Source organism: Stenotrophomonas sp. 14P6.2.3 (assembly GCF_057799055.1).
The window spans coordinates 1-21,048 of the sequence record NZ_JBYOLA010000034.1; the positions used below are offsets into that span (position 1 = coordinate 1).

General features: G+C 66.0%; 19 protein-coding genes. 8 read left to right on the forward strand and 11 right to left on the reverse strand.

From position 1 onward, the window contains the following. A partial coding sequence (locus tag AC27VL_RS18165) for a bifunctional folylpolyglutamate synthase/dihydrofolate synthase (protein WP_488767734.1) occupies positions 1-773 on the reverse strand: 773 nt, incomplete at its 3' end. A gap of 42 nt (positions 774-815) precedes the next feature. Beyond that, positions 816-1,460, reverse strand: coding sequence for a histidine phosphatase family protein (locus AC27VL_RS18170; RefSeq protein WP_025878100.1), 645 nt, complete (start codon positions 1,458-1,460; stop codon positions 816-818). Positions 1,461-1,653: 193 nt separating this feature from the next. Between AC27VL_RS18170 and AC27VL_RS18175 the strand changes: the two genes are divergently transcribed. Continuing rightward, positions 1,654-2,310, forward strand: a complete 657-nt coding sequence (locus AC27VL_RS18175; protein ID WP_488767736.1) for a hypothetical protein — start codon at positions 1,654-1,656, stop codon at positions 2,308-2,310. 134 nt (positions 2,311-2,444) lie between these two features. On the opposite strand, the gene AC27VL_RS18180 is transcribed toward AC27VL_RS18175, so the two are convergent. Beyond that, entirely contained in the window at positions 2,445-4,607 is a 2,163-nt protein-coding gene (locus AC27VL_RS18180) for a S46 family peptidase (RefSeq protein ID WP_488767738.1), read from the reverse strand. Between the two features lie 339 nt (positions 4,608-4,946). On the opposite strand from AC27VL_RS18180, the gene tdh reads away from it, so the two are divergent. Beyond that, positions 4,947-5,969 carry an L-threonine 3-dehydrogenase gene (tdh, locus tag AC27VL_RS18185; protein WP_032952044.1) on the forward strand — a complete coding sequence of 341 codons (1,023 nt, stop codon included), beginning with the start codon at positions 4,947-4,949 and terminating at the stop codon, positions 5,967-5,969. 122 nt (positions 5,970-6,091) lie between these two features. On the opposite strand, the gene AC27VL_RS18190 is transcribed toward tdh, so the two are convergent. Next, a complete protein-coding gene (locus tag AC27VL_RS18190) occupies positions 6,092-6,784 on the reverse strand; it encodes a TorF family putative porin (RefSeq protein WP_089239045.1) in 693 nt (230 codons plus the stop codon). 210 nt (positions 6,785-6,994) lie between these two features. Between AC27VL_RS18190 and kbl the strand changes: the two genes are divergently transcribed. After that, complete coding sequence (gene kbl, locus AC27VL_RS18195) at positions 6,995-8,200, forward strand: glycine C-acetyltransferase (RefSeq protein ID WP_488767741.1); 1,206 nt, start codon at positions 6,995-6,997, stop codon at positions 8,198-8,200. A 119-nt stretch (positions 8,201-8,319) separates the two neighbouring features. Here the strand turns inward: kbl and AC27VL_RS18200 are convergent, their stop codons facing one another. From AC27VL_RS18200 to AC27VL_RS18215, 4 genes are all read right to left on the reverse strand, one after another. After that, entirely contained in the window at positions 8,320-8,655 is a 336-nt protein-coding gene (locus AC27VL_RS18200) for a hypothetical protein (protein WP_132825840.1), read from the reverse strand. 85 nt (positions 8,656-8,740) lie between these two features. Next, complete coding sequence (locus tag AC27VL_RS18205) at positions 8,741-9,550, reverse strand: pseudouridine synthase (RefSeq protein WP_488767743.1); 810 nt, start codon at positions 9,548-9,550, stop codon at positions 8,741-8,743. Between the two features lie 20 nt (positions 9,551-9,570). Next, positions 9,571-10,077, reverse strand: coding sequence for a hypothetical protein (locus AC27VL_RS18210; RefSeq protein ID WP_049467667.1), 507 nt, complete (start codon positions 10,075-10,077; stop codon positions 9,571-9,573). A gap of 217 nt (positions 10,078-10,294) precedes the next feature. Then, positions 10,295-11,383 (reverse strand): OmpA family protein, encoded by a 1,089-nt coding sequence (locus tag AC27VL_RS18215; protein WP_100551656.1) that lies wholly within the window; start codon positions 11,381-11,383, stop codon positions 10,295-10,297. Positions 11,384-11,742: 359 nt separating this feature from the next. On the opposite strand from AC27VL_RS18215, the gene AC27VL_RS18220 reads away from it, so the two are divergent. The 5 genes from AC27VL_RS18220 to AC27VL_RS18240 all read left to right on the forward strand — a co-directional run bounded on the left by AC27VL_RS18220 (position 11,743) and on the right by AC27VL_RS18240 (position 17,130). After that, positions 11,743-12,762: a zinc-binding alcohol dehydrogenase family protein gene (locus AC27VL_RS18220; protein WP_488767745.1), complete on the forward strand. Its 1,020-nt coding sequence runs from the start codon at positions 11,743-11,745 to the stop codon at positions 12,760-12,762. 139 nt (positions 12,763-12,901) lie between these two features. Then, positions 12,902-13,543: a membrane protein YczE gene (gene yczE, locus AC27VL_RS18225; RefSeq protein ID WP_089239033.1), complete on the forward strand. Its 642-nt coding sequence runs from the start codon at positions 12,902-12,904 to the stop codon at positions 13,541-13,543. A gap of 100 nt (positions 13,544-13,643) precedes the next feature. Beyond that, positions 13,644-15,674: an FAD-dependent oxidoreductase gene (locus AC27VL_RS18230; protein WP_488767748.1), complete on the forward strand. Its 2,031-nt coding sequence runs from the start codon at positions 13,644-13,646 to the stop codon at positions 15,672-15,674. Positions 15,675-15,973: 299 nt separating this feature from the next. Beyond that, the gene (locus tag AC27VL_RS18235; protein ID WP_025878087.1) at positions 15,974-16,432 is read left to right on the forward strand and encodes a cell wall hydrolase; all 459 of its coding nucleotides are present in this window, start codon (positions 15,974-15,976) and stop codon (positions 16,430-16,432) included. Between the two features lie 86 nt (positions 16,433-16,518). After that, a complete protein-coding gene (locus AC27VL_RS18240; protein ID WP_100551652.1) occupies positions 16,519-17,130 on the forward strand; it encodes a glutathione S-transferase N-terminal domain-containing protein in 612 nt (203 codons plus the stop codon). Positions 17,131-17,249: 119 nt separating this feature from the next. Here the strand turns inward: AC27VL_RS18240 and AC27VL_RS18245 are convergent, their stop codons facing one another. The 3 genes from AC27VL_RS18245 to prpE form a co-directional block, all read right to left on the reverse strand. Continuing rightward, positions 17,250-18,293, reverse strand: coding sequence for a suppressor of fused domain protein (locus AC27VL_RS18245; protein WP_488767751.1), 1,044 nt, complete (start codon positions 18,291-18,293; stop codon positions 17,250-17,252). A gap of 46 nt (positions 18,294-18,339) precedes the next feature. Further along, a complete protein-coding gene (locus AC27VL_RS18250; protein ID WP_100551650.1) occupies positions 18,340-18,843 on the reverse strand; it encodes a hypothetical protein in 504 nt (167 codons plus the stop codon). Between the two features lie 192 nt (positions 18,844-19,035). After that, on the reverse strand, positions 19,036-20,916 hold the full coding sequence (prpE, locus tag AC27VL_RS18255; protein WP_488767753.1) for a propionate--CoA ligase: 1,881 nt from the start codon (positions 20,914-20,916) through the stop codon (positions 19,036-19,038). Positions 20,917-21,048: the final 132 nt, after the last annotated feature.

Below are 21,048 nucleotides of genomic sequence, written 5' to 3' on the forward strand. Positions count from 1 at the left end.
CCGGCGTTGGCCAGCTGGATCGGCCCGGCCAGCGCCGGGGTCGGCAGCTCCAGGCGGGTGCCCACATCGCGCCAACGCCAACGCTGCGCATCGATCGGTTCGTAGAAGTAGTCGCTGCCACCGCGGATCGCATTGGCACCTACCAGATAGGCGCGCGCCAGTACGCTCGACGGCGGATCGGTCTCGCCCAGGATCACCGGCTTCCAGCCGCGGATGATGCCGGCCTTCTCGGCACCGATGGCCTCGCGGTCCTCGCCCAGCCATTCGGCATGATCGATGTCCACGGTGGTGATCACCGACACGTCTGCGTCGACGATGTTGACCGCATCCAGGCGGCCGCCAAGGCCGACTTCCAGCACGGCCAGATCGAGATCGGCATCGGCGAACAACTGCAGCGCGGCCAGCGTTCCGTACTCGAAATAGGTCAGCGTCACATCACCGCGCGCGGCCTCGACCGTGTTGAACGCAGCGACCAGTGCGGCGTCATCGGCATCCTGGCCATCGATGCGCACGCGCTCGTTGTAGCGCAGCAGGTGCGGTGAGGTGTACGCACCGACCTTCCAGCCCGCAGCGCGCGCGATGGCTTCGATGAAGGCAACGGTGGAGCCCTTGCCGTTGGTACCACCGACCACGATGGTGTGCCTGGCCGGTGTGCCCAGGCCCATCGCGGTGGCCACTGTGCGCACGCGCTCCAGTCCCATGTCGATGGTGGCCGGGTGCTGGCGTTCAATGTAATCCAGCCAATCGGCCAGAGTGGTCGGGGTGTTCTTCACGGCAAGGCTTCCAACAGGTACAGGTGGTTCAGGACAGGAAATTCAGAGTGCGCGGTGCTTGGCTTCACCGAAGAACGGCGTGTGGTGGGCGCAGTCGTTCAGGCGCACCACTTCCAGGCTGTCCAGGTCGGCGCCTTCAAGCAGGTTGAGGGTGGTCGGTGCCTGGCGGAAGGTCCACAGGCGCGACAGCGGCAGGCCCAGCACCTTGCACAGAATCACCCGGTTGACCGCGTCGTGGGCGACCACCAGCAGCGTGTCGTGTTCGCCAAGGCCTTCAGCGGCACGGGCCAGGCCGCGCCAGCTGCGCTCCAGCACCAGGCGCAGCGATTCGCCGCCCGGCATCAGCACGGTGTCCGGCTCATTGCGCCAGGCCTGCAGGCGCGACGGATCTTTTTCGTTGATTTCGCTGGCCAGCAGACCTTCCCACTCACCGTGGGCGATCTCCTGCAGTTCCGGCTCGGTCAGCAGCATGTCGGCGCGTGCGGCGCCAAGGGCCAGCTGCGCGGTGCGCTGGGCGCGCGACAGCGGCGAGGCCACCGCACGGGTGATGTCCACCGACGCCAGGCGGGCGCCAAGCGCCTGCGCCTGGGCCTCACCGATGGGCGAAAGCGGGATGTCGATCTGGCCTTGGTAGCGGCCTTCGGCGTTCCACGGCGTTTCGCCGTGACGGGCAAGCAGGATGCGCATGCGTGCAAGGGGTCCTGGGGGGAGGAGGTTTCCGCGTTTCGTTCACATCCTGTGAAGTGCGCGGAACAGGGATGATACCTGTTCGGCGGACCGGGCCGGACGGCCGGGATCACAGCACACCCAACAACCTCGAAACGGACAGCCGCGTACACTTCGCAATATGCAAGGAATCTGATGGTATCGCCGGCAACCGATGTCCATGCTTGAGGCTTTTGCAGGCCGATCCATGTCAAATCGATCCTATCTGTGCTCCAGCCCCTTGCCCGGCATCTATCCCAGCTTCGCCGATGAGTACGATTCGGACGTCCAGACGCTGGCGAACGACGTCTACTGCATACCGTTACTGTGGCCGGCACTTTTTACACCTGCAGATTTCCAGCGCGCCGAATTCGAAGTCGATGGCGAAGTTGTGATTGGCCGGGCACCCTCGGCACCCAAGCAGAAAGTGCTCGATACCTTGCGGCGGCGCCACGCAGGCATCGTCCAGGCATTCGCGGGCATTGGTGATCTTGCTCCCTACGTGAGCATGCTTGAGCGGCTGATTGAAGATGCACCCTATGAGTACATTTCGATTGAAATGGACGAAATTGCCGCCCTGAACGATCCCGAGGAAGAGTTCTATGAAGCGTTCGAGCGCTTGTTGTCCGGATTGGATGCACCGGACGAAGACGTTTGCGAACAGCTGATCGCGCTGGCTGCAATGGAACACAGCTGGCCTCTCCCATCCGTCCGCCTGCATCTCGACGGCCTTGAGGGCTCGGAAGATGACTACTGGAATCACTGTGGGGTGCTCGGAGCGGGCAGCGATGTGTCGGGAATGGGGCGCCCGGTTCCCTGGGAAACCGCTTAGGGCTGCTGACAAAAAACCCCGCGACAGACGTCGCGGGGTTTCAGGATTGCAGTAGATCCACGCCATGCGTGGATGCACCGCCCGGCAGTGTCTGCAGGCGTTGCCGGCCAGCGGCCGGCACTACCGCAACCGGCTTATTTCGCCAGGTTCAGTTCCTTCAGCAGCTGCGGCGCCGGCGCCACTTCCTGCATGATCCACTGCATGTAGCGGCTGTCGACGGCGATCATGCGGGTCATCACCGGGTCGAACACCCAGTTGGAGCTGACCGATTCCCAGTTGCCGTCGAAGGCCAGGCCAACCAGCTTGCCGTTGGCATCGAGCACCGGCGAGCCGGAGTTGCCACCGGTGATGTCCAGGTTGGACAGGAAGTTCACCGGCACCGAACCAATGCGCTTGTCTTCCAGGCCGCCATAGCGCTTGGCCTTGACCGCATCCAGCAGCGCCTTCGGCGAGTCGAACGGATCTTCACCGGTTTCCTTCGCCGCAACACCTTCCAGGGTGGTGAACGGGGTGTACTTCACGCCGTCCTTGCCATAGCCCATGACGTTGCCGAAGGTGATGCGCAGCGACAGGTTGGCATCGGGATAGACGAACTCGCCCTGGCTCTTCTTGTAGTCGGCCACGGCCTGCAGGTACAGCGGACGCGCGGTCAGCGATTCGCCTTCGCGGATCTTCTTCTGCTCTTCCTGCTTCAGCAGCGCCGGCATGACCGCCACCGCGTACTGGATGGCCGGATCATTGCTGGCTTCGAACGCAGCGCGGTCGGCCTTGAACCACTTCAGGCGATTGTCCAGGCTGCCCAGCTCGGTGCCGCCCAGCTTGGTCACCAGAGACTTCACGGCAGTGGCATCGCTGCCGGCCAGCCACTTGTTCAACACTTCGTTGTCGCGCTGCGCGGCCGGCAGGGCAACGTACTGGTCGAGCCAGTAGGCCTGCAGCTGCTGGTCCATCTTCGCCACGTAGCGGCGATCCATCTGCTTCAGCCCACCTTCGATGGTGGTCAGGTCACGTTCCTGGTAGCCGGCTTCGCGCTCGGCGTCCGGCTTGCTGCGCTCGATCGACAGGCGGTACAGGGTGATGGCCGCGCCAACGGCCGAGGTGTTGTTGAACTGGCCAACGAACAGGTCGCGCTCGCGCGTCGACTTGCTGGTGTCCAGGTGCTGCAGCAGCTGCGCGTGTGCGGCCAGCGCCGGCTTGCCGGCAGCGCCCTGCTTCTTCAGCCAGGCCAGCACGGCGGCTTCTTCGGCCTGCTTCTGGCCGGCGGCGTCGATGCGCTTGAAGCCTTCCAGCTGGCCCAGGTAGTTCTTGGCCACGTTGTTCATGCTGGCGGCGGTGGCGGCGTACTTCACCTTGACGTCGGCGTCGGCCTTGCCGGCGTCGGCGATCATCTTCAGCACCGCGTTGTAGTGGCGGGCGATGGTCGGGTAGGTGAAGCTGGCGGTCTCGTTGAACTCACCGGCCAGCGCGTAACGGTTGGTGCGGCCCGGGTAGCCGGCCACCATCACGAAGTCGTCGGCACCCAGCGGCGTATCGGCGAACTTCAGGAAGTGCTTGGGCTGGTACGGCACGTTGTCGGCCGAGAACGCCGCCGGCTTGCCGTCCTTGCCGACGTAGGCACGGTAGAACGAGAAATCACCGGTGTGGCGCGGCCACATCCAGTTGTCGACGTCGCCGCCGAACTTGCCGACGCTGCCCGGAGGTGCATAGACCAGGCGCACGTCCTTGATTTCCAGGTTGCGGAACAGGCGGTAGGTGTTGCCGCCGGAGAAGCTGTACAGGCGGCAGCGGAAACCGGCATCGGCTTCACAGGCGGCGACCTGGGCCTTGTCGAAGGCATCCAGCGCACGGCTGCGGGCCAGCGGGTCCTTGCCGGCGCCGGCGATGGCGGCCTTGGCCTGGGCGGTGACGTCGGTGATCTGGTCGAGCACGAACACGCGGGCGTTCGGGCCGGCGCTCAGTTCATCACTGTGCTTGGGCGCGTTGAAGCCGTCCTTGATCAGGTTCTTCTGCGCGGTCGAGTTCAGCTGGATGGCGCCGTAGGCGCAGTGGTGGTTGGTGACCACCAGGCCCTGCGGCGAGACGAAGCTGGCGGTGCAGCCGCCCAGCGCGACCACGGCGCCCATCGGGTCGCCGGTCAGGTTGGCCAGCTGTTCCGGGGACAGCTTGAGGCCGGCCTTCTGCAGCGGGCCGGCGATTTCCGGCAGCTGCTGCGGCACCCACATGCCTTCAGCGGCATGGGCGACCTGGACCAGCCCAAGGCTGGCGACGACGGAGAATGCAAGCAGGTTCGAGCGCATGGAGCGGCCCCTGGTAGTGGAACCTTCGATTGTAGCCCGCCACCCTGCCCCGCCCCGAACCCCGGAAGTCATGGGCCGGGCGCACCGATGCCCCGGTAGCAGCCAACCGCGGTTGGCACCCACGCATCCGCCGGGCATGGCCCGGCGCTACCGGGGCAGCCGCCATGCGGGGTAGCGCCGGGCCATGCCCGGCGAGCGCAGCGGCAACGTTCGAAACGCCCGCCTGCGTGCATCTTTCGTTCCACCAATGCACCCGCAGCGCAACATGGGAAATCCGCGTGGCGCCCTATAATCCGCGCTTTCCCCCTGATGAGTTCCACCCCGATGGCGCAGCAAACGATGAAGGCCCTGGTCAAGCGCGAAGCGGCCAAGGGCATCTGGATGGAAGAGGTTCCGGTGCCGACCCCGGGCCCCAACCAGGTCCTGATCAAGCTGGAAAAGACCGCGATCTGCGGCACCGACCTGCACATCTACCTGTGGGACGAATGGAGCCAGCGCACGATCAAGCCGGGCCTGACCATCGGCCATGAGTTCGTCGGCCGCATCGCCGAGATCGGCCCGGGCGTGACCGGCTACGAGATCGGCCAGCGCGTGTCGGCCGAAGGCCACATCGTCTGCGGCCACTGCCGCAACTGCCGCGGCGGTCGTCCGCACCTGTGCCCGAACACCGTCGGCATCGGCGTCAACGTCAACGGCGCGTTCGCCGAATACATGGTGATGCCGGCCAGCAACCTGTGGCCGATCCCCGACCAGATCCCGTCCGAACTGGCCGCCTTCTTCGACCCGTACGGCAATGCCGCGCACTGCGCGCTGGAATTCAACGTCATCGGCGAAGACGTGCTGATCACCGGCGCCGGCCCGATCGGCATCATCGCAGCGGGCATCTGCAAGCACATCGGTGCGCGCAACGTGGTGGTGACCGACGTCAACGACTTCCGCCTCAAGCTGGCCGCCGACATGGGCGCCACGCGAGTGGTCAACGTTGCCAACACGTCGCTGAAGGACGTGATGAAGGAACTGCACATGGAGGGCTTCGACGTGGGCCTGGAAATGAGCGGCAATCCGCGCGCGTTCAACGACATGCTCGACTGCATGTACCACGGCGGCAAGATCGCCATGCTCGGCATCATGCCCAAGGGCGCCGGCTGCGACTGGGACAAGATCATCTTCAAGGGCCTGACCGTGCAGGGCATCTACGGCCGCAAGATGTACGAGACCTGGTACAAGATGACCCAGCTGGTGCTGTCCGGCTTCCCGCTCGGCAAGGTGATGACCCACCAGCTGCCGATCGACGATTTCCAGAAGGGCTTCGACCTGATGGAAGAAGGCAAGGCAGGTAAGGTTGTTTTGAGCTGGAATTGATCCGGCCCACGGTAGCGCCGGGCCATGCCCGGCGTCGCCGGAGCTGAAAAAGGCGCCCGTTGGGCGCCTTTTTCTTTGGTGTTGCCGGCCAGCGGCCGGCACTACCGGTAACGCCTGCGGCGTTACTTTCCGACGGCCACGCTCAGCATCACACGGCTGTGCGCCAGCTTGCCGGAGTTGTCGCGGCCATTGCCGTCGGTGCCGTAGTAGCCCAGGCCGACGTTGAACAGGCCGAACTGGCGGGCGACGCCGACATTCCAGTCGGTGTAGTCCTTGGCGATCCCGTCCTCGAAGGTGCTGCGGCCGACGTTGGCGTTGAGCGTGAACTCCTTCGGCAGGCCCCAGCTGCCACCCAGGCCGAAGTACCAGCCATCGGTACTGCTGTTCCACACGTCGTTGCTGTAGGCCACCGTCAGCTTGTAGGTGTCGTCCAGCGTGGTGGTGGTGATCAGCTCGTTGTAGTTCTGGTGGCTGGACTTGAGGTAGGTGTAACGGTTCAACAGCACGTCGAAGTTGACGCGCTCGGTCACGTCCACGCCGTAGCCGATCAGGTAGTCGACCTCGGTCTTCGGATCGCCTGCGCCGAAGTCGACGCCCGAGCCCCAGACGCCGGCATACAGGCCGACCGGGCTGGTGTAGGTGAAGCCGGCCTGCAGGGTCGGATCCTCATCGGTCTGCGACACACCACGGAACAGGTAGTCCGAGACGGCGGTGACGTTCCAGCTGTACGGAGATTCGTTGTCCTGGGCACTGGCGGCGAACGGCGCGAGGGTCAGGGCGGCGGCAATGGCGAGGCAGGCACGGGCGTGCTTCATGGGCGTCTCCGGTGGGGGGCGGTGGCGTGGAAGGCGGGATCTGCAGCGGGCGCAGCGACCGGAGCCAGACAGGCCCGGTTCACGAATTTTTAACCCGTTTGCTATTGCGATGCAACATGTGCCGGCCATGGCGGTGCCCCGACCGGCCCGTCCGCAGCCGTCGATGCCCGGTAGAATCAGTGGTTTCCCGTGCTGAGCCGTGCCCACGCCATGACCGACTCCTCCGCCCTGACCCGCCACTATGCTGAGGAACTGGACGCCATCCGCGCCCAGGGCCTGTTCAAGTCCGAGCGGATCATCACCAGCCCGCAGTCCGCCGAAATCACCCTCGAAGACGGCCGCAAGGTGCTGAATTTCTGCGCCAACAACTACCTTGGCCTGGCCGACCATCCGGACCTGATCCAGGCCGCGAAGGACGCGCTGGACAGCCATGGTTTCGGCATGGCATCGGTGCGCTTCATCTGCGGCACCCAGGACCTGCACAAGCAGCTGGAAGCACAGATCGCCGGCTTCTTCGGCAAGCAGGACACCATCCTGTACGCGGCCTGCTTCGACGCCAACGGCGGCCTGTTCGAGCCGCTGCTGGGCGAGAACGACGCGATCATCTCCGATGCGTTGAACCATGCTTCGATCATCGACGGTGTGCGCCTGTGCAAGGCCAAGCGCTTCCGCTACGCCAACTGCGACATGGCCGACCTGGAGGCGCAGCTGCAGGCCGCCGATGCTGCCGGCTGCAAGACCAAGCTGATCACCACCGACGGCGTGTTCTCGATGGACGGCTTCATCGCGCCGCTGGACGAAATCACCGCACTGGCGAAGAAGTACAACGCACTGGTGCACATCGACGAATGCCATGCCACCGGCTTCCTCGGCGCGACGGGCCGCGGCTCGGCCGAGGTCAAGGGCGTGCTGAAGAAGATCGACATCATCACCGGCACCCTGGGCAAGGCCATGGGCGGCGCACTGGGTGGCTTCACCTGCGCCAGCGCCGAAGTGATCGAGCTGCTGCGCCAGCGTTCGCGCCCGTACCTGTTCTCCAACTCGCTGCCGCCGCACGTGGTTGCCGCCGGCATCAAGGCGTTCGAGATGCTGGCCGCAGCCGATGACCTGCGCAGCACCCTGGCCGAGAACACCACCTACTTCCGCGAGAAGATGACCGCTGCCGGCTTCGACGTGAAGCCCGGCGTGCACCCGATCAGCCCGGTGATGCTGTACGACGCACCGCTGGCGCAGAAGTTCGCCGAGCGCCTGCTGGAAGAAGGCATCTATGCGATCGGCTTCTTCTTCCCGGTGGTACCCAAGGGCCAGGCGCGCATCCGTACCCAGATCAGCGCCGCGCACAGCCGTGAGCATCTGGACCGTGCGATCGATGCGTTCACCCGCATCGGCGTCGAGCTGGGCGTGATCAAGGGCTGATCACCGGCGGGGTCGGATCCCCACGGGTAGCGCCGGGCCATGCCCGGCGGTTTCCCGATAGCCGCGCCATGCGCTCGCCGGGCACGGCCCGGCGCTACCGAAATGACGCGCGACGCGCGTCATTTCTTTTTCTTCTTGTCCTTGGGCTCGTCCTTGCTGGCGACCACCACCGGCTTGGCGGCAGCATCCTGCCCATTGCCCTTGGCAACGCGGATGCCATTGGCTTTCATCCAGGCATCGAACTGGTCGGCGGTCATCTTCTGGTCGCCGTTGCTCATCATGAAGCGATAGCTGCCGCGGCCATCCAGTTCCGGGGTCTTCACTTCAACCACCGGGGTCTCGGCCGGGCGATCGGCCTTGGCCGTTTTCTTGTGGCCGCCACACGCGGTCAACAGCACGATCGGCAACAACAGGCTGGCGCAGCGCAGGGTTTGCTTGAGGGTCGGGTGATACATGGGCAGGCTCCGTTCTGGACATTCGACAACCAGGCGCCCCCTACGCCTGGAACGGTGGCCGGCAACTGCCGGCCGTGGGCATCACTCAGCCCGGTGCAGCGGCCCCCAGCCGCTGCTGGTCGCTGACCTCCAGCGCCCGCCACTGGCCCTTGCCGAGATCGCCGAGCGTGAGCTCTCCGATCGCAACGCGGACCAGGCGCAGCACCTGCAGGTCGAAGGCCGCCAGCAGGCGACGGATATGGCGGTTGCGGCCCTCGTCGAGGACCACCTCCAACCAGGCGGTCTTGTCGCCGCTGCGCAGCACGCGTACGGCCAGGGCGAGGAGGAATTCACCCTCGTCTTCGACACCGGCGCGCAGCGCCGCCAAGGTGTCGTCATCGGGCAGGCGATCCACCTGCACGTGGTAGGTCTTCTGCGGGCCGGTCTCCGGATCGGTCACGCGCGCGGCCCACTGCGGATCGTTGCTGAACAGCAACAGGCCTTCACTGGCCTTGTCCAGGCGACCGACCGGCGCGATCCACGGCAGGCCGGCGCCATCGAAGCAGCGGTACACGGTGTCGCGGCCACGCTCGTCCTGCACGGTGGTGACCACCCCGCGCGGCTTGTTGAGCATCAGGTACAGCCGCTGTGGTGCGCCCATCGGCTGGCCGTCGACCTCGATCGGCGGCGCCGGGCTGGCAATCGGAAATTCCGGATCACGGACGATGCGCCCGGCGACACGAACACGGCCATCGGCGATCCAGCGCGCGGCCTCGCTGCGCGAGCACACGCCGGCCTTGGACAGCACGCGCGCCAGGCCATGGCGCACGCCAGCGGAAACCGCAGGAGGATTCGCACGCCCACGCGCAGCGTGGGAGCGGGCAGCGGGGGCAGCAGGTGGGCGGCGCGTGCGCAAGCCTCTGCTCCCCGCCGCGCTTACTTCTTGTCGACCGGCTTGGTCTCAGCCGGTACTTCGGCTGCGGCCGGGGTGGCGGCCGGAACCGGACGCGCCTTGACCACGCGTACGCCGCGCGCCTTCATCCAGGCGTCGAACTCTTCGGCGGTCATGCGCTTGCCGTTCTGGCTCATGTCGAAGCGCCACGGCGTGTTGTCGAACTCGGTCTGCGGCTTGTACGCGGCCGGATCATTCGGCTTCACCGCCGGCGCGCTCGGAATCGCCTTGGCGATGTTCTGGCAGCCATCGATGCGCAACCGCTGCAGTACCTGGTCCAGCGACTGCGACGGATCGTAGCTGCTGCCCAGCACGCCGCTGGCCATGCCCAGCTGGCTGCTGCGGATATACAGCTCGTCGGCCACCGGCGCGACGGCCGTGGCCGGCAACGGCAGCGGCGAAGCGCTGGTGTTGACCGAGCAATCGACCGCAGCGTGAGCAGCAGGAACCAGGGCCAGCGCCAGAACGGCAGCCGATGCAGAGCGCAGCATGAGGGCATCCACGGAAGGAAGTGACGCGGCGAGTTTAGCAATGCCACGTCATCTTTCAAGCGCCACTTTCAATGAATACGGCAACTCATTGGTTTCATAAGCAAATTGCCGACGAACGGTCGCCACTAGAGCGCTGATTCATCATTGCGGACCGCACAAACAACAAGACCCGGCCGAAGCCGGGTCCTGCTGTGTCTTACTGGCAGAGCGTCAGAACTTAGTTCTGGACGTTCAGCTCGGTACGACGGTTCTTGGCGCGACCTTCCGGATTGTCCGAACCATCCGGGTTGGTGTTCGGCGCAATCGGACGGCTCTCGCCGTAGCCGATCGGACCGGCCAGACGGCCAGCGTCGACGCCGTTCTTGGTCAGGTAGTTGTACACCGCGGTGGCGCGGCGCTCCGACAGCTTCTGGTTGTAAGCGTCGGTACCCTTCGAGTCGGTGTGACCGGCGACTTCAACGCGCAGATCCGGGTAACGCTTCAGGATCTCGGTGGCTTCGCTCAGGATGGCCACAGCGTCCGGACGCAGGTTCGACTTGTCGAAGTCGAAGTTCACGCCCTTCAGGTCGATCGAGACCGGCACCGGGCAACCGTCCGGACCGATGGTCTGACCCGGCTGCGAGTTCGGGCACTTGTCGTCGCAGTTGTTGACGCCGTCACCGTCGTCATCCAGGTCGGCGCAGCTCGGGGCAACCGGAGCCGGTGCCGGAACAGCAGCCACCGGGGCCGGGCCCAGCGGGATCACGACGCCGACCGAAGCCAGCACGTCGCCGAACCAGCTTTCGTCGCGCGCGGCGATGCTCTGGTCGTCGAAGTCAGCGCGGTAGGCCACTTCGGCGCGGACAGCAACGCGCTTGTCGAAGGTGGTCTGCAGGCCGACGCCGAGCTTGGCAGCCAGGTTGCCGTCCTTGCGGTCAGCCGGGCCGTTCGGGCCAGCTGCGTACTCTTCTTCAGACTTCTGGTAGCCCAGGCCGCCCACGATGTAGGGGTTCCAGCCGCGGCCTTCCTTGATGAAGTGGCGACGCAGATCGAACGACACGCCGTACTGCGACCAGTTCTGATCCTGGTTGGCGTCGAAGTTCGGGTTCTGGTAGTTCAGCTCACCATCCAGCGACCAGTTCGGGCTGATGAACTTGCCCAGACCCAGGGTCACGAACGGAGCGTCGTTGGTCAGACGGTCGTTATCCTGGAAGTTGAAGCCGGCCGAACCGGTCAGGTACCAGCGGTCATCGAACTCCTGCGCCGACGCAGCCTGGGCGAAAGCCAGACCGCCCAGCAGCGCGGCAGTAAGGATCTTCTTGTTCATTGAGTACAGCTCCTATTTCGGGGGTATGAAACCGGTAGAGGCATGGGCCAGCACTACTGCGTCGATGTTCAGACAGCCGATTCAGCACGCCACCGCCGCGAACATTATGCTCAGGCGGGTGAAGGTCATGTTAACAGTCCCGTAACATGTGAAGCGCTGCGCACGACCGGCCACCGGTCCGACGTTGAAACCCTATACAGGATGATGAAAATCCGCAAGACCCAGACACCACAAGGGTTTGGATGGGTTTAAGAGCCAGATGCGACAGTTTTGCCTCTGGTTTATCGCAAAGCGGTTCAGCGCGCGCCCATCGAGGTGAGGAACCTTATGATGCAGACAGGAACCGAGCTGGAGCTGCAATGAAAGCCGTCGCCCTGTGCCGTGAATCCGCCCCTGCCCTGCGCGATCTGGTGCTGCCACCACCGCAGCCGCCGCGGGGCCGTGACCTGCTGATCCGTGTCGAAGCACTTTCCGTCAATCCCGTGGATGGGAAGCTGCGTGCAGGCACGTCGGCCGCATCGCTGGATACTCCGCGCATTCTCGGCTGGGACGCGGCAGGCGTGGTCGAAGCCATGGGCGAGGAGGCCAGCCTGTTCGCCTCCGGTGACGAGGTCTACTACGCCGGTGATGTCACCCGCCCTGGCTGCAATGCGCAGTATCAGCTGGTGGATGAGCGGCTGGTGGCGCGCAAACCGACCACCCTCGACTTCGCCGAAGCGGCCGCGCTGCCGCTGACCACCCTGACTGCGTGGGAACTGCTGTTCCAGCGCATGCCCCTGCTGCTTGATGACCGCCGCCACGCCGGCCAGCGCCTGCTGGTGATCGGTGGTGCCGGCGGCGTCGGCTCGATGGCGATCCAGCTGGCCCACCACGCCGGCTTCGAGGTCATTGCCACTGCCTCGCGTGAAGCCTCGATCGACTGGTGCCGGCGGATGGGCGCCCAGCATGTGATCGATCATCGCCAGCCGCTGCTGCCGCAGCTGCAGGCGCTTGGCATCGACGACGTGCAGGTGGCACTCAATCTGGCCGATACCGACCACTACTGGGACGAACTGGGCCATCTGCTGGCGCCGCAGGGACATGTCGGCCTGATCGTCGAACCGCGCGGCCCGCTGCGCATCGGCGATCCCTACAAGGCCAAGTGCATCGGCATCCATTGGGAATTCATGTTCGCCCGCGCGCGCTTTGCCACCGCCGACCGCATCGAGCAGCACCGCATCCTCAACCGCGCCGCCAGCATGATCGATGCGGGGCAGTTGCGCGGCACGCTGAGCGAAGTGCTGGGGCCGATCAATGCGACCAACCTGGAAACCGCCCACCAGCGCCTGGCCGGCGGCCGCACGATCGGCAAGCTGGCGCTGGCCGGCTGGGACGACTGATTGACCGCCGCGCGCACCGGGCGCTGCTCGGTGTTTCGTTGGTTACGACCTGTGGCAGTGGATTGGCCGGCATCTGTATCTATTGAATGGCCCATTTCGGGGATAGGGTGGAAACAGATCCCCCTCCCCCGAGCCCGCCATGCCCACCGCCCTGCCCCTGCGCCTGCTGCAACTGATCATCGGCCTGTTCCTCTATGGCTTCGGCGCCTCGCTGATGATCCGCGCCGCGATCGGTGTCGCGCCGTGGGATGTGCTGTCGCAGGGCATCGCTGCACAGACACCGTTGTCGTTCGGCCTGGCCACCAATGTCATCGGCGCGCTGGTACTGCTGCTGTGGTGGCCGCTGCGACAGAAGCCAGGCGTCGGCACCGTGCTCAACGTGATGCTGATCGGCCCCTCGGCCCAGTTCGGGCTGTGGCTGCTGCCCCCGGCCGTCGGCCTGGGCTGGCAGGTGGCGATGTTCTGCGCCGGCATGCTGCTGGTGGCGCTGGCCACCGGCCTGTACATCGGCGCGAAGCTGGGCCCTGGGCCGCGCGATGGCCTGATGACCGGCCTGCACGCGCGTACCGGCTGGCCGATCTGGAAGGTGCGGAGCCTGATTGAAGGCAGCGTGCTGCTGCTGGGCTGGTGGCTGGGTGGCAACGTCGGCGTCGGCACGCTCGCTTTCGCGTTGCTGATCGGGCCGCTGTGCGGGATCACCCTCGGCTGGTTCGGGATCGGCCGGCCGGCGGTCGGTAGCGCCGGGCCACGCCCGGCGAGCGCGCAGCGCGGCCACGGGTAGTCGCGTCGCCGGGCATGGACCGGCGCTCCCCATCTGCCAGCCCTTGCCCCCGGCGCAGTTTCGCGGCACCCTTCGCGCTTCCGTACGCAAGCGTATCGACATGTCGCCAGCCAACGAAAGCGCCTACCCCCACCTGTTCGCCCCGCTGGACCTGGGCTTCACCCAGCTGCGCAACCGGGTGCTGATGGGCTCGATGCACACCGGCCTGGAAGACCGCGCACGCGACTTCCCGCGCTTGGCCGCTTATTTCGCAGAGCGCGCCGAAGGCGGCGTCGGCCTGATCGTCACCGGCGGCTTCGCACCGAACGTGGTGGGCTGGCTCAAGCCGTTCGGCGGCAAGCTGTCCTGGCCCTGGGAAGTGCGCCCGCATCGGCAGCTGACCGCCGCCGCGCACCAGCACGGCGCGAAGATCTGCCTGCAGCTGCTGCATGCCGGGCGCTATGCCTATCACCCGCTGTCGGTGGCGCCGTCGAAGCTGAAGGCGCCGATCAATCCGTTCACCCCGCGCGCCTTGTCGGCCAGCGGCGTCGAGCGGCACATCGCCGACTACGCACGCAGCGCGAAGCTGGCCCGCGAGGCCGGCTACGACGGCGTGGAAGTGATGGGCTCGGAGGGCTACCTCATCAACGAGTTCATCGCCCCGCGCACCAACAAGCGCAACGACCGCTGGGGTGGTGATGCCGCACAGCGCATGCGCTTCGCGGTGGAGATCGTGCGTCGCATCCGCGAAGCCTGCGGTCCGGATTTCATCATCATCTACCGCCTGTCGCTGGTCGACCTGGTCGAAGATGGCAGCAACTGGGAAGAGATCGTGCAGCAGGCCCAGGCCATCGAAGCGGCTGGCGCTACGATCATCAACTCAGGTATCGGCTGGCACGAAGCGCGCATTCCGACCATTGCCACGTCGGTACCGCGTGGCGCGTTCGCCGCGGTCACCGCCAAGCTCAAGCCGCACGTGAAGGTTCCGCTGGTGGCGACCAACCGCATCAACATGCCCGATGTCGCCGAGCGCATCCTCGCCGATGGCGGGGCCGACATGGTGTCGCTGGCACGCCCGCTGCTGGCCGATCCGCAGTGGCCGAACAAGGCCCGCGCCGGCCGTGCCGAGGCCATCAACACCTGCATCGCCTGCAACCAGGCCTGCCTGGACCACGTGTTCGAGAACAAGCTGGCCAGTTGCCTGGTCAACCCGCGCGCTGCCCACGAGACCGAACTGGTCTATACCCCGACCACCGCACCGAAGCGGGTGGCCGTGGTCGGCGCAGGGCCGGCCGGCCTGGCCTGCGCCACGGTCGCTGCCGAACGCGGCCACCAGGTCACCCTGTTCGACGCCAGCGAGGAGATCGGTGGCCAGTTCAACGTCGCCAAGCGCATTCCCGGCAAGGAAGAGTTCCACGAGACCCTGCGCTACTTCCGCCACAAACTGGCCGAGACCGGCGTGCAGCTGCGCCTGGGCACCCGTGCCGACGCCGCCAGCCTGGCCGGTTTTGATGAGGTCGTGCTGGCCACCGGCATTGTGCCGCGCAAGGTCGATTTCCCCGGTGCCGACCACGCCAAGGTGGTGAACTACCTGGATGTGCTGCTGGGCCGGGTCGAGGTCGGTGCCAGCGCCGCCATCATCGGCGCCGGCGGCATCGGCTTCGATGTCGGCGAGTTCCTTGCCCATGACGGCCCTTCTCCATCGTTGGACCCGCAGCGCTGGATGGCCGAATGGGGCGTGGATGCCACCTTCGAGGCCCGCGGCGCACTGGCCCGGCCGGCCGTGGAAGCCTCGCCGCGCAGGCTGTGGCTGCTGCAGCGCAGCGCCGGCAAGCCCGGTGCGCGCCTGGGCAAGACCACCGGCTGGATCCACCGCGCCACGCTGAAGGCCAAGGGCGTGCGCATGCTGGGCGGTGTCGAGTACCTGGGCGTGGACGATGCGGGCCTGCGCATCCGCGTCGATGGCAGCGAACAGCTGCTGCCGGTCGACCACGTGGTGATCTGTGCCGGTCAGGAACCGCAGCGCGCGCTGCAGGCCGAACTGCAGGCAGCCGGCATCGTCGCACAGCTGATCGGCGGTGCCGATGTGGCCGCCGAACTCGATGCAAAACGTGCCATCGATCAGGGCAGCCGGGTCGCCGCCGCGCTCTGATCAATACCTGAATAGGGGCCGGAATGTGATTTCCGTCACCGGCCCCAAAGCTGAATGTCAAGCCGGACGATTCAGGATGCGTTCGGCAATCCCCCCCTACCTTGCGCCATCTTTCCGCTCACCAGCCAGTTTCCGGTGAGCCGGTGCGGACCCCGCCGATCGATCCACGATCGTGTTCTTGGGGCCGCCCACGGGGCAGCCCCGATGGCCGCCTCCCCATGACGCCAAGTCGTACCCCGCCTCCAGCAGCCTGCGCTGCCGGAACCGCCAGGTGCGTCCCACACGGAGCAAGGAGTTATATGAAACTGGCCTGGATTCTCTGGCTGTCGCAGTTGTTGCCGCAGCCGGCCGCTGATTCATTGTGTTTGAGCACCACCGTCTACCTGGAAGCCCGCGACCAGACCCTGCGCGGCCAGCAGGCCGTGGCCGAGGTCGCCCTGCGTCGTCTCGACAGCGGCCTCTGGGGCGACTCGATGTGCCAGGTGGTGACCGCGCGCAAGCAGTTCGCCCCAACCATCGTCTCCCCCGGCACCCAGCTGGGCAACGATGCGGCCTGGAGTGAAGCGATGGACGTGGCCTTCGACGCCGAGCGCAACTGGGCACTGCCGGCCGGTGAGCGCCGCGAGATCGTACCCGGCGCCAGCCACTTCGCTGCGCTGGCGATTGCCAGCCCGAACTGGCGCAATGCGTACCAGGTGGCCACCATCGGCGATCACACCTTCTACAAAGTGCAGAACCTCAAGCCCCGGCAGTCGTAACGATCCGTTGCCGGCGGCAGCGTTGCTGCGCGCCGGTGGGCTCTGGGATAGTGGGGGTTTCCCGCCACACCCCGCCTGGAGTTCCCATGAAGCTGTACAGCAAGCCCGGTGCCTGTTCCACCGCCGACCACATCGCCCTGCAGTGGACCGGCCAGCCGTTCGAGGTCGAACTGCTGAACAAGGACACCCTGAAGGGTCCGGAATTCCTCAAGATCAATCCGGCCGGCGCCGTGCCGGCGGTCGTCGATGGCGACTTCGTGCTGCTGCAGAACGCAGCGATCATGGGCTACATCGCCGACACCTACCCGCAGGCCGGTCTCGGCGGCGATGGCAGCCCGCGCCAGCGCGCTGAAGCCACCCGCTGGCTGGCCTTCGTCAACTCCGACGTGCACCCGGCGTTCTCGCCGCTGTTCTCGCCGGGCAAGTTCATCGCCGATGAAGGGCAGTACGACGCGATCCGCGCCGCTGCACACAAGCGCCTGCGCGCACTGTTCGAGACCGCCGACAAGCAGCTGGCCGACAAGCCGTGGCTGGCCGGCTTCCGCAGCTTCGCCGATCCCTACTTCTACATCACCCTGCGCTGGGCGGCCGGCACCAAGGTTGACCTGTCGGGCCTGGACAACCTGGCCGCCTACAAGGCGCGCATGGACGCCGATGCGGGCGTGCAGGCGGCGCTGAAGGCCGAAGGCCTGGCCTGATGGAACCGGGGTCGGATCCGTCTGCGCAGCAGGAGGCTCTGACCCCATCGGTCCGGGAGGCGGGGTCGGATCCGTCTGCGCAGCAGGCGGCTCTGACCCCATCGGTACCATCGACGCGGTCAGCCGATTTCGCGGATCACTTCGCCCTTCGCATCGCGCAGGAACGTCGGCACCACTTCAACCTGCAACGTGCTCGACACCGTGTAGGTTCCGCGTTCTGGCCGCACTTCATGCCAGGCCTGCAACGCCGCGTCGTCCAGTAGCCAGCGCACGTTGTCGCCCTCGACCGTGGCGGCGCCATCGGTGGCAGGCACGAACTCCCATTGCCGTTCGCGACTGACCAGCGTCAGTGACTTGCCGTGGCGCACGCGCAGTGGCAGCAGTTCACCCACGCTGCCGACCTGCCCTGCCCCCAGCACCAGCGTGGTGATGCCCGCCGTCTGCCGCCAGTCCAGCGTTTCGATGAACAACATGCCCGTACTGGATCCCTCACGCTCGCTGCCGGCCTGCACCTGCGCGGCCAGCGCCGGATCGTCCAGCAGGTTGCCGCGATGCAGATCGGTGATCCACAACGGCATCGCCGGCTCGAGCACCTGCAGCACACCGCGCGTGGACCAGCGCTTGATCGCGTCCATTTCCTCATCGGTCAGCCCCACCACCTGCAGGAACTGCAGCTGCCCATTGGCGGTATCGCGCGCGGGCAACTGCGGATCGGCCACAAACGCCAAGTGGCAGAGATGGGTATCGGTCTCCAGCGCGATCGGGCCGTTGGCGTTGAGGTGGTGTCCATCCTCGAACACATTGCCGCTGCTGAACACATAGCGCGCCAGATTCTGCAGCAGGTTCATCGGCCACGCAGGCGGCGTGCTGTCGGCATGTTCACCCCTGTCCGCAGCCAGGCGGAACGTCAGCTCGAAGCCGTAGCCACTGGTGGCCGCATCACTGCTCTCTTTTGCATACAGTTCGGACAGACCGTAGGTGACGTAGTGCCAATGCGGAACCGGTGCTTCCACCCAGTACACGCTGATGCCGTCGAGCGGATCCTGGCCACCCAGCGTGTACGGCAACGCGGTGCCGAAGTGACGCGGCTCCTGGCCGGCGTACAGCGGCGCCAGCGCGGCATTGATCGCATCCCAACCGGGTGTATCGGTGTCGTCCTGCATGCGGGGCTCCTGGGCGGAAAAAGAGCGGACCACTTTACCCCGCGTGTCAGCCGGGCACGACCTCGGCGGTGACCGGTGCCAGCAACACCTGGACCTCCTGCCACCAGCGCTGTGCCAGCGCCGGGCTGCGCGCCTTGCCGATCGCTGTGATCATTTCCGGGCACAGCCGTTCCAGGGTGACCGCGTCGGTACAGCGCTCGATCTTCAACTGCATGAAGTAGCCTTTCAGGCCGAGATGGCGGCGCACGGCATCGCTCATCGCATCGTACAACTGCTGGTACAGCGCCGGATCCTGCTCGCGGCCGCTGCAGAGTCCGCGCTGCGGGGCAGGTTCGGCCCTGCCGCCGACCACTTCGATCAGGCCGAGTGCGGCCAATTGCTCCAGCGCATCCTGCGGCGCCCGCAGTCCTTCGAACAAGCCGCGCAGTTCGCTTTCATCGCGCTGACCGTCAACCATCAACAGGATCGAACGCAGCGCCGCCGGCAGGCGCCGGGCGCGGTCTTCGATCTCCTGGCGGCCAGCGGCCGTCTTGGCATGCAGCAGTGCCATAGCTCCCCCTTCCCTCGATGCGATACGCATGCGTGCCCTTGCGGGCACGCTCCCCGGGGCGAGCTTAGCGCACCGGTGGCGGCGAGGAAGCTGCGCTGCAGCACCGCTGGATCTCTGTAGAGCCGAGCCCATGCTCGGCTGCGTGTACCTGACCCGGGCAGCCGAGCATGGGCTCGGCTCTACAGGACCGGGTCAACGGCCCAGCGCGCGGCGGATCTCTTCCAGCGCGCCCGGGTCGTCCAGGGTCGACAGATCGCCGGGATCGCGCTGCTCGGCCAATGCCTGCAGCGAACGCCGCAGCAGCTTGCCCGAGCGGGTCTTGGGCAGGGCGTTGACCACGTGCACATGCGCCGGCCGCGCCACCGCCCCCAGCGATGCGGTCACCGTGGCCATCATCTCGGCCACCACCGCAGCCGGGTCTTCGCCATCAAGGCCCTGTTTGAGCGTCACGAAGACCAGCGGTACCTGCCCCTTCAACTCGTCCTTCACCCCGATCACCGCGGCCTCGGCCACGCGTGGGTGACTGGAGATGGCCTCTTCGATCTCACGCGTGCCCAGGCGGTGGCCGGCCACGTTGATCACATCGTCGGTGCGGCCCAGGATGAAGGTGTAGCCATCGTCATCGCGGATGGCCCAGTCCAGTGAGCTGTACAGCAGTTCCTTGAAGTGGCTGAAGTAGCTCTGCAGGAAGCGGCTGTCGTCATTCCAGACCGTGCTCATGCAGCCCGGCGGCAACGGCGGCGTCATCACCAGCACGCCCTTCTGCCCGGCAGCTACTTCTTCACCGGTGTTCTCGTCGATCACCTTCATCCGGTAGCCGAGATTGGGGAAACCTGGTGAGCCGAAACGCACCGGTTTCATGTCCAGCCCGGGCAGCAGGGTCAATGCCGGCCAACCGGTTTCGGTCTGCCAGTAGTTGTCGATGATCGGCTTGCCCAGCGCGTCGCTGATCCAGTGTGCGGTCGGTTCGTCCAGCGGCTCGCCGGCCAGGAACAGATATTTCAGCGTATCCAGGTCGTGCCGGTGGATGAAATCGGCATCGTGCTTCTTCAGCACGCGGATCGCCGTCGGCGACGAGAACATCGTGCGTACGTTGTACTGCTCGCACAGCGCCCACCAGATACCCGGATCCGGGTTGGTCGGCAGCCCTTCATACAGCAGCGAGGTGCAGCCGCCGATCAACGGGCCATACACGTTGTAGGAATGGCCCACGGCCCAGCCGACGTCGGAGGTGGAGAACATCACCTGCCCCGGCTTGCAGTCGAACACGGTCTGCATCGACTGCGCCATCGCCACCGCATAGCCACCGACATCGCGCTGCACGCCCTTCGGCTTGCCGGTGGTGCCGGAGGTGTACAGCAGGTAGCTGGGCTCGCTCGATTCCAGCCATTGCACCGGCACATCGGTCTGCCCGATCTGCGCACGCAGGCTGGCGTACTCGACATCACGCCCTTCGATGCGTGGCTCGGCCGGGTCCAGCCCGCGCGAAACGATCAGCACGTGCGGCGGCGGATTGCTGGCTTCGGCGCAGGCGGCATCGACCATCGCCTTGTACGGAATGAGCTTGCCGCCACGCATGCCGGCATCGGCAGCGATCAGCAGCTTCGGCTTGGCATCGTCGATGCGCAGCGCGAGGTTGTGTGCGGCGAAACCACCGAACACCACCGAGTGCACCGCACCGATACGTGCACAGGCAAGCATGGCGAACACGGCTTCGGCCATGTTCGGCATGTAGATCACCACGCGATCACCGTGGCCGACACCAAGATGTTTCAGCACGGCGGCGAAGTCGTTCACTTCGCGATACAGCTGGCGATAGGTGACTTCGCGGGTGCTGTTGGTTTCGGTGGAGATGGCGACCAGCGCGAGCTGGTCCGGGCGGTCGGCCAGATGCCGGTCGACGGCGTTGTAGCAGAGATTGGTTTCGCCACCGACGAACCAGCGCCGGAACGGCGGGTTGCTGTAGTCGAGCACCTGTTGCGGCGGCTTGTGCCAATGGATGCGCTTGGCTTCCTCGCCCCAGAATGCCTCCGGCTCGTCGATCGAACGGCGGTAGGTTTCCTCGTAGTTCATGACGCAGCCCTCCCAGACAAAGTCATGGTTCGAGCATAGTCCGGCGCTGGCGCGCGGGCCGCCCTACCTTGGTAGGGGGTGGGGTTTGTTCTGCAGGGCTTGCAGCCCTGCACCTGCAGAATCAACGTCAAC

Excerpts from the sequence above, each read along its gene's own strand:
- AC27VL_RS18170 (WP_025878100.1), bottom strand. The coding sequence starts at position 1,460 with ATGCGCATCCTGCTTGCCCGTCACGGCGAAACGCCGTGGAACGCCGAA.
- AC27VL_RS18175 (WP_488767736.1), top strand. The coding sequence starts at position 1,654 with ATGTCCATGCTTGAGGCTTTTGCAGGCCGATCCATGTCAAATCGATCC.
- AC27VL_RS18180 (WP_488767738.1), bottom strand. The coding sequence starts at position 4,607 with ATGCGCTCGAACCTGCTTGCATTCTCCGTCGTCGCCAGCCTTGGGCTG.
- tdh (WP_032952044.1), top strand. The coding sequence starts at position 4,947 with ATGAAGGCCCTGGTCAAGCGCGAAGCGGCCAAGGGCATCTGGATGGAA.
- AC27VL_RS18190 (WP_089239045.1), bottom strand. The coding sequence starts at position 6,784 with ATGAAGCACGCCCGTGCCTGCCTCGCCATTGCCGCCGCCCTGACCCTC.
- kbl (WP_488767741.1), top strand. The coding sequence starts at position 6,995 with ATGACCGACTCCTCCGCCCTGACCCGCCACTATGCTGAGGAACTGGAC.
- AC27VL_RS18200 (WP_132825840.1), bottom strand. The coding sequence starts at position 8,655 with ATGTATCACCCGACCCTCAAGCAAACCCTGCGCTGCGCCAGCCTGTTG.
- AC27VL_RS18210 (WP_049467667.1), bottom strand. The coding sequence starts at position 10,077 with ATGCTGCGCTCTGCATCGGCTGCCGTTCTGGCGCTGGCCCTGGTTCCT.
- AC27VL_RS18215 (WP_100551656.1), bottom strand. The coding sequence starts at position 11,383 with ATGAACAAGAAGATCCTTACTGCCGCGCTGCTGGGCGGTCTGGCTTTC.
- AC27VL_RS18220 (WP_488767745.1), top strand. The coding sequence starts at position 11,743 with ATGAAAGCCGTCGCCCTGTGCCGTGAATCCGCCCCTGCCCTGCGCGAT.
- yczE (WP_089239033.1), top strand. The coding sequence starts at position 12,902 with ATGCCCACCGCCCTGCCCCTGCGCCTGCTGCAACTGATCATCGGCCTG.
- AC27VL_RS18230 (WP_488767748.1), top strand. The coding sequence starts at position 13,644 with ATGTCGCCAGCCAACGAAAGCGCCTACCCCCACCTGTTCGCCCCGCTG.
- AC27VL_RS18235 (WP_025878087.1), top strand. The coding sequence starts at position 15,974 with ATGAAACTGGCCTGGATTCTCTGGCTGTCGCAGTTGTTGCCGCAGCCG.
- AC27VL_RS18240 (WP_100551652.1), top strand. The coding sequence starts at position 16,519 with ATGAAGCTGTACAGCAAGCCCGGTGCCTGTTCCACCGCCGACCACATC.
- AC27VL_RS18245 (WP_488767751.1), bottom strand. The coding sequence starts at position 18,293 with ATGCAGGACGACACCGATACACCCGGTTGGGATGCGATCAATGCCGCG.
- AC27VL_RS18250 (WP_100551650.1), bottom strand. The coding sequence starts at position 18,843 with ATGGCACTGCTGCATGCCAAGACGGCCGCTGGCCGCCAGGAGATCGAA.
- prpE (WP_488767753.1), bottom strand. The coding sequence starts at position 20,916 with ATGAACTACGAGGAAACCTACCGCCGTTCGATCGACGAGCCGGAGGCA.